The organism is Niallia sp. FSL W8-0635, assembly GCF_038007965.1.
In the GTDB taxonomy this organism is placed as follows: Bacteria; Bacillota; Bacilli; order Bacillales; family Cytobacillaceae; genus Niallia.
In genome coordinates this window covers 2333426-2345480 of sequence record NZ_JBBOYD010000001.1, presented here as the reverse complement: position 1 = coordinate 2345480, position 12055 = coordinate 2333426, and the positions used below count along the sequence as shown (strand labels likewise).

The following is a 12055-nucleotide window of genomic DNA, read 5'->3' as shown; positions in this document are numbered from 1 at the left end:
GAATCCAAGAGCTCCTCCTTTTCATTCATTACGATGAACCGGTTCCACACAACTAAGCTTTTATATAAATAATAGTTTTGTATTCCTAAATTAAGAAACTTGCCAATAATTCTGGCAAGTTTCTTAATTTATACCAATAACGATACCAAAAACTGTCATATCGCCACATGATTTTAGAAATACACCTCAAAATTGATCATCTGTATCTTCCATTTGGTATATTCGTATGATTGGACGACTGAAATACTTATGCCCCAATCTCTTTTTCTCTTTAACGTCTAATTGTTCTTCTTTTCATATAAAACACAAAACATAAAGCTATTGGAATGATTAAAACAATTGCTGGAAAAGATGATTTCTCTTCTTCTCTTACCACTTGATCAGAAGTATCTACTTTAAATGTTTCCTCTGCTGGCATAACTTTTGCAAGTTGTATAGATTGAAGAATATCTCCGTTATCATCTTCAATCATTAATAGACCCGACGAGGTTATTTCTTCCTCTCCTTTTGAGCGAGGAATGGTGATTTTTTCTTCCTTCGTTGTTTCATAGGTTAACCCGTTAACAAAATATGACTTTCCAGCAGGAATCACTTTATGCGTATATTGATTAAAACCATAGTCTAATAAATCCTTAGTATCCTTATACACATCCCGCTTGAAGTTTCCTTTTAATACAATAGCTACTAAATTCAATTCTTCATTTTCAGCAGTTGTTGCCAATGTTTGTTTCGATTCATTAACAAAGCCTGTTTTTCCACCAGTTACTTTATCATATGGTCTCGAACCATTTACCATTTGGTGATGGCTTACTAGAGTAGTATCCCAAGATAAACCATCCCACTTTAATTCACTCGTACCAAATATTTGTCTAAATGTTTCATTTTGCATGGCATATTGAGTGATTACTGCTAAATCATTAGCTGTTGTATAATGATCTTTATGATAAAGACCACTAGGATTTTTGAAGTGTGTGGAATGAACATTAACTTTCTCATTTAAAAACTGATTGATATTTCTTTCAAAATTACTAATGGAGCCATCCAGATATTCTGCAATAGCTACAGCTGCATCATTTCCAGAATTGATTAACATCCCATCAAGTAAATGCTTTAGGGTTACTTGTTCACCTTGTTCTAAATAAACCCTTGTCCCTTCTGTTGCATAGGCATTTTCACTTACGGTGATAACATCATCCATATTACCTTTTTCAATTGCATAAATTGCTGTTGCTATTTTTGTTAAACTAGCAGGATACATTTTTTTATATCCATTCTTTTCAAATAATACTGCTCCAGTATCACTATCTAATAAGAAAGCTGCCTCACTAACTAAATCAGGTTCCTTATTATCTTTAGCATTACTTATTGTAGGAAAACTAAATAATAGTAATACGAAACATAATGCAATGGTCGTTTCCCTCATTTTCCCCCACCTATTATTTTTCTATATTTAAATACCATGACTATTGTACCAAATAATTATAAATAATAAAGGTCAAATTATATATTGTCATAAAAATGAAATCCTTCTGTATTTTTGACAATATTCCTTCATCTATACGTTTGCTTTAAAGGAAAGTTTATTCACTTGATAATCCTCTAAAAAAAGCAGTAGCATTCTTCTTTATATTTTTTCCGATTTCTATCAAGAATAGGAATACAGCCATTAAAAATGGGAGGAGATAATAACCGACACGATATAAAAAGAGCACAATTAGCATCTGTTCTGATTCAACTCCTAAAAATTCAATGCCCCATAAAAATACTAATTCGAAAGAACCCATTCCCCCTGGAATCATACTGATAATTCCGGTGCATGCAGCAACTAAAAACAGTAAGAAGAAATCCCCGATAGATACCGGCATCGCAATTAATTTTGCGATAAAATATAAATAGGAAAATAAGAAAATCCATTCTAACAGTGACACACATATCAACCCAATTATTTGCGTACGGTCAAAAACAAAGCTATGTAGCTTCGCCTTCTTATAACTAACGAGTAAAACAGGGAATATTAACCCTACAACGATAATGCCTGCAAATATCCAAATATGGTCTTCTATTAAATTTAATCTTCTACTATAAAGCACGGCAATCCATGCTAATATACTAATTCCAGTTAAATAAAATAAAGTCACAATGGCAATGCCTTTAAATAACTTCTTTCGATCCGTTTCATATTGCTTATAAAAAAAGTTCCGTAAGGCAATACCTATAAGTCCACCAAAGCCAATTAAGTTAGAAAAAGAATTGCTTATAAAAGAATATTTTCCTACTTCTACAAAAGGAATCGCCTTCTTTAGATGTTTTACAAGAAAAAAATCATAAAAAAACATCGGCAAAGTAGCCATAAATCCTCCTATAACCATATAAAACAAACTATGAAACGGGATTATATGTATGTGTTCATATATAAGGTGAATATCAGTAGTGATAATCATATTTTTTATTTCTCGTAAAACGATGATAAATATGACAACCGGGAGAAGTATCTTAGCCACATTAATCCAGATTTCTTTCTTTCTGTTTACCATATTTACCACCTCTTACATTTTGTTTGTAGAATTCTAGTAATTGAGACCTAGAGATAATGATACCTTATATATTATGGAAAAGAAAAGGAACTTTTTACAAACTTTTAAGTTGAACTAATCAAATCTATCCGGAAAACAGTTGCTTTCCCATCTGTTTTTCTCGAAATTTGCATACAGCATAAAGGTGAAAATCTTACTTATATTTAAGAATGGAAAAAATACCATTTTATTTATTATCCATAGTATGGTCAAAATGAAAGTCGCTATTCTATTAAAAGGAAAACTTCTCCTCTTCTTCTATTTTAGCTATCTCCTGTTTATTGTGTCCTCCACTATTGTATAACAGATTGTGAAAATCCATCGGAATTTATATAACAGTTTTATTTGTTATTATTTATCCATCTTCCTTTCTCATTGTCATAAACCGGGCATAATCCGTTGGTGTTATTGATGTTCACATTTACGACACAGAAACTTCGCAAGATGTACACAATTATTGTGATAGTTATCACATAAAATCTGTTATAGTTAAAACAGAAAGAAAAAAGCTTACTGTTATATATTTTTATTAAATCATGAGGTGATTATAATGGAAAAAGTGGAAGCAACTAATTATTGGGAAAGCTTTAAAAATGGAACATGGCAAAAAGAAGTAAATGTTCGTGATTTCATCTTAAAAAACTTTAATCCGTATTTCGGGGATGCTACATTCTTATCAGGTCCAACATTAGAAACAACTCAATTATGGGATCAAGTAATGGAATTAACTAAATTAGAAAGAGAAAGAGGCGGCGTATACGATTTAGATACAGATATCGTATCAACAATTACTTCTCACGGTCCTGGTTACTTAGATAAAACAAAAGAAAAAGTTGTTGGGGTTCAAACTGATGTACCTTTCAAACGTTCTTTCCAACCAAATGGTGGTATTAGAATGGCTGTTCAAGCTTGTGAATCTTATGGCTATAAAGCAGATGAAGAATTAGAAAAATTCTTTTCTGAACATCGTAAGACTCATAATGCTGGAGTATTTGATGCTTATACAGATGAAATGAGATTAGCAAGAAAAGCTGCTATCATCACAGGTCTTCCAGATGCTTATGGACGCGGAAGAATTATTGGTGACTATCGCCGTGTTGCACTTTATGGAGTTGACTTCTTAATCAATGAAAAGCAAAAAGATAAAAGAGCTACAAGTTCTGTTATGAGCGAAGATACAATTCGATTAAGAGAAGAAATATCTGAACAAATTCGCGCATTACATGAATTAAAAGAATTAGGTGCTAGCTACGGATTTGATTTATCAAGACCAGCAGCGAATGCACAAGAAGCTTTCCAATGGGTATATCTTGGCTATCTTGCGGCAATCAAAGAACAAAACGGTGCAGCAATGAGCTTAGGACGTGTATCTACTTTCCTAGATATATATGTAGAAAGAGATTTAGCAAACGGTACTTTAACAGAAAAAGAAGTACAAGAAATCGTTGATCACTTTATTATGAAGCTTCGACTAGTAAAATTTGCACGTACACCTGATTACAATGAATTATTTAGTGGAGATCCAACATGGGTAACAGAATCTATTGGTGGTATGGCTAATGACGGAAGACCTTTAGTAACAAAGAACTCATTCCGCTTCCTTCATACATTAGATAATCTTGGCCCTGCTCCAGAACCAAACTTAACGGTTCTTTGGTCCACTCAATTACCAGAGAACTTCAAGAAATTCTGTTCACAAATGTCTATTCAAACAAGCGCTATCCAATATGAAAATGATGATATTATGAAACCTCAATGGGGCGATGATTACGGAATAGCATGCTGTGTATCAGCAATGGAAATTGGTAAGCAAATGCAGTTCTTCGGAGCTCGTGCGAACCTTGCTAAATGTCTATTATATGCAATCAATGGTGGTAAGGACGAAAAGTTAAAAATTCAAGTTGGTCCTAAGTTCGCCCCTATCACTTCTGAATATTTAGATTACAAAGAAGTCACGGAAAAATTCGACAATATGATGGAATGGCTAGCTGGACTATATATCAACACACTAAATGTTATCCACTATATGCATGACAAATATAGCTATGAAAGAATTGAAATGGCTCTTCATGACACTGAAATTTTACGCACTATGGCTACTGGTATCGCAGGATTAAGTGTTGTTGCTGACTCATTGAGCGCTATTAAACACGCGAAAGTGAAAGTGATTAGAGACGAAAATGGTCTTGCTGTTGATTTTGAAACAGAAGGCGATTTCCCTAAATACGGTAACAATGATGATGCAGTCGATAGCATTGCAGTTGGAATAGTTGAAAGCTTTATGAAAAAATTACGTAAGCATCAAACATATCGCAATTCTATGCATACTATGTCTATCTTAACAATTACATCTAACGTTGTTTATGGTAAGAAAACTGGTAATACACCAGATGGACGTCGTGCTGGAGAACCATTTGCACCAGGTGCTAACCCTATGCATGGTCGTGATACAAAAGGAACGTTAGCTTCCCTATCTTCTGTTGCTAAATTACCATATGATTATTCTTTAGATGGTATTTCAAACACATTCTCTATTGTACCGAAAGCACTTGGGAAAGAAGAAGATGTAAGAGTAAACAATCTAGTATCAATCTTAGATGGCTATGCTACAAAATCAGGTCACCACTTGAACGTTAACGTATTTAACAGAGAGACTTTATTAGATGCAATGGAACATCCAGAATTATATCCACAATTAACTATTCGTGTATCTGGATATGCAGTTAACTTTATTAAATTAACTCGTGAGCAACAACAAGACGTTATTAGTCGTACTTTCCACGAATCTATGTAACAAAGTCTGGTTGAGGGATTATTTAACCAATCCCTCTTCCCTTCTTCTTACAGTGCTACTTCAAAGATCCATTGGTCTATTATAAGGAGGAAATAATCATGAACGGCAATATACATTCAATTGAAACATTTGGAACAGTGGATGGTCCTGGTATTCGCTACGTAGTGTTTACACAAGGCTGTTTACTACGCTGCCAATTTTGTCATAACGCAGACACTTGGGAAATTGGTACAGGAAAGCAAATGTCGGTTACGGACATCATCAATGATTTAAAAACATACCTTCCTTTTATCGAGCCTTCTGGTGGAGGTATTACTGTAAGTGGCGGGGAACCATTATTACAAATTCCATTTTTAATCGAATTATTTAAAGAATGTAAAAAACTTGGTATTCACACAACGATTGACTCATCTGGTGGTTGTTATTCTAAAGCCCCTTCTTTTCAGGCACAATTAGATGAACTTATGCAATATACGGATTTAGTTTTACTTGATTTAAAACATATTGACCGTAAAAAACATATTAAACTAACAGGGATGGGCAATGATCATATATTAGATTTTGCAAACTATTTATCTAACAAAAAGATTCCTATCTGGGTAAGACATGTATTAGTCCCTACCATTAATGATACGGAAGAAGATTTAACAAGACTTAGCGATTTTATTGCAACATTAGAAAACGTGGAAAAAATCGATATTCTTCCCTACCACAAATTAGGTGTGTATAAATGGGAAACACTAGGACTCGAATATCCATTACAAGGAATTGAACCTCCTACACAAGAATCTGTAGACTTGGCTACTTCTATTTTAAATAGAAGTATGTAACGGTATCAAATAGATAGTAAAAGAGACATGTATTCATAGATTGAGCTACATGTCTCTTTTTTTGTCATGCTTCTATTTAAGAATCTCTATTTGCAAATGGAGGATATGGTGGAAAAGGTGGTTGTGGTTCTTCCGGATTTTCTGGTGGCTCTGGTTCTTCTGGTGTTTCAGGCGGCTGCGGTTCTTCGGGGGGTTGTGGTGAACAACACTGTTGCTTCTTACCTATTGATATTTCCGATTCAAAGGATATAGGAATATTTAACAGTATAAATTCTAAATCTAAACCAAGAATTTTAATCATTTGTTTATTTCCCTCCTTTTGATTTTTTTGTACAAAACATATAAAAAATAACATTTGCATATTTTGTACTTCCCATATAGAGTATGCTAAAAAATGGTACATGTTTGTGCTGAGTCATTAATTTAAGAGAGAAATTTGCCATAAAAAAGAGAGACCAATCTAATAATTGTCGGTCTCTCTTTTTTCTACTATTCTTTCCACCACTCATCGAACATGGATGCTGGCACTTGTCTCTTATGTTCTGTCATTAAATAACGCGCTTCGATTTTTTCAGCAACCTCAGGACTAACTTCTTTTCCTTCTAAATAATCATCTAGTTGATCATACGTTATACCAAGCTCTGTTTCATCTGCTTGTCCCGGTTTATTGTCTAATAAATCGGCTGTAGGAACTTTTAAGTAAATTGCTTCTTCTGCATTTAATTCTTTCAATAATTGCTTCCCTTGTCTCTTTGATAACCCTGTTAATGGTAATACGTCTGCTCCGCCATCCCCATATTTCGTAAAGAATCCTGTTACAGCTTCTGCAGCATGGTCTGTACCAATAACAAGTAAGTTCTCTTGCCCACCAATTGCATATTGAGCAATCATGCGCATTCTAGCCTTCACATTTCCTTTATGATAATCTGCTAATGGCGTCTCACTCATTGCATCATATACTTCTTTGACGTCATCCACGGGAGTTTTCACATTGAATACATATTCTTTATCTGCTTTGATAAAATCTAATGCACGCTTTGCATCTACTTCATCGGCTTGAACTCCATAAGGTAGTCTTACCGCAATAAAAGTTGCATCATAGCCTTCCGCGCGTAATTGTTCCACAGCAATTTGCGCTAATTTTCCAGCTAATGATGAATCCTGTCCTCCACTGATTCCTAATACGAATCCTTTTGCTTTTGCTTTTTTTACATAATCCTTTAAAAATTGGACTCTTTTTTCAATTTCTTCTTGTGCATTAATTTCTGATTGAACATTTAAATCTTTCATAATTTTTTGTTGTAAGCTACGCATCGTTTCTTCCTCCTCATTTTCGATTTTGAATAGATACCTTTACCTTCTCCAAAAGATTCATTTTATTTTCCCAACATAACGGACTTAAATCTACAGGATATTCTTCTGGATTTAAGGAACGTTTATATTCATCCCAAAGTATTTCTAAGCTTTGCTCTGAATATTTTTGCATCGTAAAGATATCAGGGGTTTCGTATACTAATTTGCCATTTACAAAGATATCTTGGTGAATATCTACTGCTGTAAAATTGGTAACGAATTTGCTAATATACGTATGGGTTGGATGGAACATCTTTAGACGCTCTTCCGTTTCTGGATGCTCTGATTCTAAACAAATATAATCCCCTTCTGACTTCCCATTTATATCATTTATAATTCGATATACCCTTTTTAATCCAGGTGTAGTCACTTTTTCAGGATTCCCACTAATTTTTATCGTATCTTGCATCTTACCAGCTTCATCTTCTATGGAAACGAGTTTATAAACCCCTCCTAGAGCTGGTTGATCATACGCAGTAATTAATTTTGTGCCAATTCCCCATATATCAATTTTTGCCCCTTGTGCTTTTAAGTTTATAATCGTATATTCATCAAGGTCATTACTCGCAACAATTTTGGTATCCGTAAATCCTGCTTCATCGAGCATTTTCCTCGCTTCTTTTGATAAATAGGCAAGGTCGCCACTATCTAAACGAACCCCTCGAAAATTAATGCTATCTCCTAATTCTTTTGCCACTTTAATGGCAGTTGGCACACCTGAACGCAATGTGTCATAGGTGTCTACTAAAAACACACAGTCCTTATGCCTTCTTGCGTATTTATGAAAAGCAATATACTCTTCATGATAAGCCTGAATCATAGAATGGGCATGTGTTCCTGAAATTGGAATACCGAATAATTTTCCCGCTCTGACATTTGAAGTGGAACTAAATCCACCGATAAAAGCTGCTCGCGTTCCCCAAAGGGCAGCATCTAACTCATGGGCGCGTCTACTTCCAAACTCCATTGCTATTTCATTACCAATTACATTTTTTATTCTGGAAGCTTTGGTTGCAATTAATGTTTGGTAATTCACAATGTTTAAAATAGCCGTTTCCACAATTTGCGCTTGTGCAAGAGGTGCTTCAATCCTCATTAACGGTTCATTTGCAAAAACAACTTCGCCTTCTTTAACAGAACGCAAGCTACCGGTAAAACGTAAATCTTTTAAATAATCAAGAAAATCCTCTTTAAAGCCTTCTTCTCTTAAATAATCAATGTCATCTTCTGAAAAATGAAGATTCTCTAAATACTGGATCACTCTCTCTAGTCCTGCAAAAACGGCATAGCCATTATGAAATGGTAATTTTCTAAAATACACCTCAAAGACTGCATTCTTTTCGGCAATACCATCTTCCCAGTATGTTTCGGCCATATTAATTTGATATAAATCGGTATGTAACATTAAACTGTCATCTTTATAATTAAAACTCATTATAGTCCTCCTGCAACCCTTAAACGACTAAAGGATCCTTGCTCCTAGTACATTTTTAAAATGTTCCAACGCCCACTGATGGCCAATTTCATTAAAACTCGCCACGGCATTTTCATATATATGAATATTATACCCATGATTATAAGCATCAACAGCGGTATGCAGAACACATATATCTGTACAAACGCCAACCAGATAGATATCTTTAATCGATCTTTCCTGTAATTTTATATGTAAATCAGTGCCAGCAAAAGCACTATATCTAGTCTTATCCATCCAATAAACATTCATTAAATCTTTATGGTCTTCATGAATTTTTTGAAGTGCTCCATACAACTCTCTTCCCTTTGTGCCAGCGATATTATGTGGTGGGAAAAGCTTAGACTCTGGATGATAGGAATCATTTAACGTATGCAAATCAATTGCAAACACAGTATAATCTCCGTTATCAATAAAATCCTCTGTGATTTTCACCAATTCTTTTTCTATCGCAATGCCTGGTTCTCCACATGGTAAATTACCTTCTACAAAGTCAAAAGTGTAATCAATATTAATTAGAGCTTTCATTAAATCCCCCCTACATTTTCCACCAAAGATATAAGACGATTTCGCAAAGTTTGTTTTTATCTGAACAAGTGTGAGTATACTATATTTTGTGCATTATTTATGAAATGTTTTACCTATCTGCCCAAAAGCTACAAGTACATCTAGTTCAGTAGCAAAACGAAGTTTATGAAAACACCCTCCACTTTATTTAAACTATCCTTTATTATACCATTCATTTTATTTTTTCCTATTGTAAATACTTAATTCTTCTGATTTTATTGAAATAAGAGCTTCTTATCTAAATAATAATGGTAAATAATCACAGTTTTATGTAAATAGCTAATAAATTGTCATAAAACTTTCTTATTCTCTTTAAATTTATACTATAGTCCTAGTTGCAAATTGCTTTTCATCCTTGATTTCGATATAATTTTATTGTTCCCTAATAACGAGGTGTATAAATGATTGATTTATTATTAGACTTTACGTTTTTTCCCAGTTATCAAACTATTTACTATACATTTTTAGTAGGTCTAGTACTTAAATATTTTTGGGATTGGAATATAAAGACAACGGTTCAGCAGGAATTTTTTGCTACAGAACAGAAATTATCTTTAGATGTTTCGATCACAACGATAAATATGAATGTTCAAAAATATAATACTCCTATTTTGCACTGGATTGTTAAAAATATCCGCAAAAGAATAGAGAGTTCTCATGATGATCCTGAAAAACCTAATTTCTCCATTGTTATCTAATATTTAATTAACAATTTGGAGGAATTACATTGAAAAAATTATCTAAAAACACTTTATTAATCACGCTTTTAACTTTATCAACTATTTTACTAAGTGCTTGTTCATCATCTACAACAGGAAATAATGATGGGTTTTTCCATAAAATATTTGTTCAACCCTTCATTGCTATCATTCACGGTACTGCTGACGTTTTTGTTGGTAGCTATGGTATTGCGATTATTCTTATTACATTAGTTATCCGCTTAGTGCTTATGCCATTAATGCTGAAGCAATATAAAAACCAGCAGGAAATGAAAGGGAAAATGGAACTGATTAAGCCTGAAATGGACGCTATCCAGAAAAAAATAAAAAGCACGAAAGATCAAAAAGAACAGCAACAATTGCAGATGGAATTGATGGGTTTATACAAGAAGAATAATATTAATCCTTTGAATATCGGTTGTTTACCGATGCTTATTCAAATGCCGATTTTAATGGGATTTTATTATGCTATTCGTGGTTCTGAAGAAATCGCAACTCATTCCTTCCTTTGGTTTAATTTAGGGCATTCTGACCTTATTCTGACTGCTTTAGCAGGTATCGTTTATTATCTGCAATTTAGAGTATCACAAAGTACGATGACACAAGAGCAGCAAAAGCAAATGCGCATTATGGGTCTTCTTTCTCCTATAATGATTGTTATGGTTTCCCTAAATGCACCAGCAGCTTTACCGCTATATTGGACTGTCGGTGGTATATTCCTTATCTTCCAATCCATTTTAGGAAGAAAACTATATCCGCCACAAACGAATAAGACAACCGTAATTACAGAGAAATAAAGATAAAGGACAAATTTTACGAGTAGCCTTATGTGCCATTCATGTAAAATTTGTCCTTTTTTAAACGCTTCGCTATAGGACAGAACCAATTTTCCATCCTACAAAACAGAAAAGAATTCCTCCTAAAAAAGTTCCTACTATATAAATAAAAAAACTTCTACTATTCTTTGAACGCATCAAAGTTACAGCCTCGACTGCGAATGTAGAAAAGGTTGTATATGCTCCTAAGAAACCAATAGCCAATATAAAATATATCGTAGTATACACGTTTAATCCTACAATTAATCCTAATAAGAAGGAGCCACTAATATTTACGATCATCGTAGGATATGGCACATTCCTTTGTATTCTTTTTTTCAATTCATTTATAAGAGTAAATCGGCTGATGGCACCAAGAAAAGCGCCAATCGTGATAAATAGAAGGTTATTAAGCATTTGAATTACTCCACTTTCTTTCTCCCAATTTCAAGCCCATTAACGCAAAACAAAATCCAAATACAGCACTACCAATGATATAAACAGATGCAAGCATATAATTGCCAGCAGTTAATAAATGGACAGTATCCATACTAAGTGTTGATAAAGTGGTAAACGATCCTATCATCCCTGTGCCGATAGCTGCTGCATATTCTGATTTCATTCTTTGCTTTTTAATAATCGCATTGGTGAACCAGCCCAAAATAAAAGAACCAATGATGTTTATAACCATTGTCTGTAAAGGGAATGCATATGGAAAGGGAATTTCGCCAACCAAATATCTTAGTATACTCCCTATCACTCCACCAAGTCCGACTAATATATTAATCATCCATTTTTCATCCCTTTTGCAATTATTCATTATAGTTAATACATGAAAAAAGATGTCTCTTATGATAATAAGTTTGTGGCAAGAGGAAATGAGAAGCTAGGACTGCTCGAGCTTTCATACACCTTTGCCACAACTATTAT

The 12055-nt window shown here is 33.9% G+C and carries 12 protein-coding genes; 4 read left to right on the top strand and 8 right to left on the bottom strand.

Translation table 11 applies throughout. From position 1 onward, the window contains the following. Positions 1-271 precede the first annotated feature (271 nt). Both NYE52_RS11230 and NYE52_RS11225 read right to left on the bottom strand, forming a co-directional pair. Positions 272-1423, bottom strand: a complete 1152-nt coding sequence (locus NYE52_RS11230; protein WP_341193138.1) for a D-alanyl-D-alanine carboxypeptidase family protein — start codon at positions 1421-1423, stop codon at positions 272-274. A gap of 157 nt (positions 1424-1580) precedes the next feature. Next, complete coding sequence (locus NYE52_RS11225; protein ID WP_341193137.1) at positions 1581-2534, bottom strand: lysylphosphatidylglycerol synthase domain-containing protein; 954 nt, start codon at positions 2532-2534, stop codon at positions 1581-1583. 589 nt (positions 2535-3123) lie between these two features. On the opposite strand from NYE52_RS11225, the gene pflB reads away from it, so the two are divergent. Both pflB and pflA read left to right on the top strand, forming a co-directional pair. Further along, positions 3124-5367: a formate C-acetyltransferase gene (gene pflB / locus NYE52_RS11220; protein ID WP_341193136.1), complete on the top strand. Its 2244-nt coding sequence runs from the start codon at positions 3124-3126 to the stop codon at positions 5365-5367. A 98-nt stretch (positions 5368-5465) separates the two neighbouring features. Next, positions 5466-6197 carry a pyruvate formate-lyase-activating protein gene (pflA, locus tag NYE52_RS11215; protein ID WP_341193135.1) on the top strand — a complete coding sequence of 244 codons (732 nt, stop codon included), beginning with the start codon at positions 5466-5468 and terminating at the stop codon, positions 6195-6197. Positions 6198-6273: 76 nt separating this feature from the next. Here the strand turns inward: pflA and NYE52_RS11210 are convergent, their stop codons facing one another. From NYE52_RS11210 to NYE52_RS11195, 4 genes are all read right to left on the bottom strand, one after another. Further along, a complete protein-coding gene (locus NYE52_RS11210; protein ID WP_341193134.1) occupies positions 6274-6498 on the bottom strand; it encodes a hypothetical protein in 225 nt (74 codons plus the stop codon). Between the two features lie 188 nt (positions 6499-6686). Continuing rightward, positions 6687-7511 (bottom strand): ammonia-dependent NAD(+) synthetase, encoded by an 825-nt coding sequence (gene nadE, locus NYE52_RS11205; RefSeq protein ID WP_341193133.1) that lies wholly within the window; start codon positions 7509-7511, stop codon positions 6687-6689. 13 nt (positions 7512-7524) lie between these two features. Beyond that, positions 7525-8985 (bottom strand): nicotinate phosphoribosyltransferase, encoded by a 1461-nt coding sequence (locus tag NYE52_RS11200; protein ID WP_341193132.1) that lies wholly within the window; start codon positions 8983-8985, stop codon positions 7525-7527. Between the two features lie 27 nt (positions 8986-9012). Continuing rightward, positions 9013-9552 (bottom strand): cysteine hydrolase family protein, encoded by a 540-nt coding sequence (locus NYE52_RS11195; protein ID WP_341193131.1) that lies wholly within the window; start codon positions 9550-9552, stop codon positions 9013-9015. A gap of 440 nt (positions 9553-9992) precedes the next feature. Here NYE52_RS11195 and NYE52_RS11190 point away from each other — a divergent pair, with 440 nt between their 5' ends. Together NYE52_RS11190 and yidC are read left to right on the top strand one after the other, a co-directional pair. Next, positions 9993-10289 (top strand): hypothetical protein, encoded by a 297-nt coding sequence (locus tag NYE52_RS11190; protein ID WP_341193130.1) that lies wholly within the window; start codon positions 9993-9995, stop codon positions 10287-10289. Between the two features lie 29 nt (positions 10290-10318). Further along, positions 10319-11107, top strand: coding sequence for a membrane protein insertase YidC (gene yidC / locus NYE52_RS11185; RefSeq protein WP_341193129.1), 789 nt, complete (start codon positions 10319-10321; stop codon positions 11105-11107). Between the two features lie 72 nt (positions 11108-11179). Here yidC and NYE52_RS11180 read toward each other — a convergent pair whose 3' ends face one another. Together NYE52_RS11180 and crcB are read right to left on the bottom strand one after the other, a co-directional pair. Then, entirely contained in the window at positions 11180-11542 is a 363-nt protein-coding gene (locus tag NYE52_RS11180; RefSeq protein WP_341193128.1) for a fluoride efflux transporter FluC, read from the bottom strand. Next, on the bottom strand, positions 11535-11915 hold the full coding sequence (gene crcB, locus NYE52_RS11175; RefSeq protein ID WP_341193127.1) for a fluoride efflux transporter CrcB: 381 nt from the start codon (positions 11913-11915) through the stop codon (positions 11535-11537). Before crcB ends, NYE52_RS11180 begins: the two co-directional genes overlap by 8 nt. Between the last annotated feature and the right edge of the window lie 140 nt (positions 11916-12055).

Bases quoted from the DNA above. Each gene is read 5' to 3' on its own strand.
- NYE52_RS11230 (WP_341193138.1), bottom strand. From the start codon at position 1,423: ATGAGGGAAACGACCATTGCATTATGTTTCGTATTACTATTATTTAGT.
- NYE52_RS11225 (WP_341193137.1), bottom strand. From the start codon at position 2,534: ATGGTAAACAGAAAGAAAGAAATCTGGATTAATGTGGCTAAGATACTT.
- pflB (WP_341193136.1), top strand. From the start codon at position 3,124: ATGGAAAAAGTGGAAGCAACTAATTATTGGGAAAGCTTTAAAAATGGA.
- pflA (WP_341193135.1), top strand. From the start codon at position 5,466: ATGAACGGCAATATACATTCAATTGAAACATTTGGAACAGTGGATGGT.
- NYE52_RS11210 (WP_341193134.1), bottom strand. From the start codon at position 6,498: ATGATTAAAATTCTTGGTTTAGATTTAGAATTTATACTGTTAAATATT.
- nadE (WP_341193133.1), bottom strand. From the start codon at position 7,511: ATGCGTAGCTTACAACAAAAAATTATGAAAGATTTAAATGTTCAATCA.
- NYE52_RS11200 (WP_341193132.1), bottom strand. From the start codon at position 8,985: ATGAGTTTTAATTATAAAGATGACAGTTTAATGTTACATACCGATTTA.
- NYE52_RS11195 (WP_341193131.1), bottom strand. From the start codon at position 9,552: ATGAAAGCTCTAATTAATATTGATTACACTTTTGACTTTGTAGAAGGT.
- NYE52_RS11190 (WP_341193130.1), top strand. From the start codon at position 9,993: ATGATTGATTTATTATTAGACTTTACGTTTTTTCCCAGTTATCAAACT.
- NYE52_RS11180 (WP_341193128.1), bottom strand. From the start codon at position 11,542: ATGCTTAATAACCTTCTATTTATCACGATTGGCGCTTTTCTTGGTGCC.
- crcB (WP_341193127.1), bottom strand. From the start codon at position 11,915: ATGATTAATATATTAGTCGGACTTGGTGGAGTGATAGGGAGTATACTA.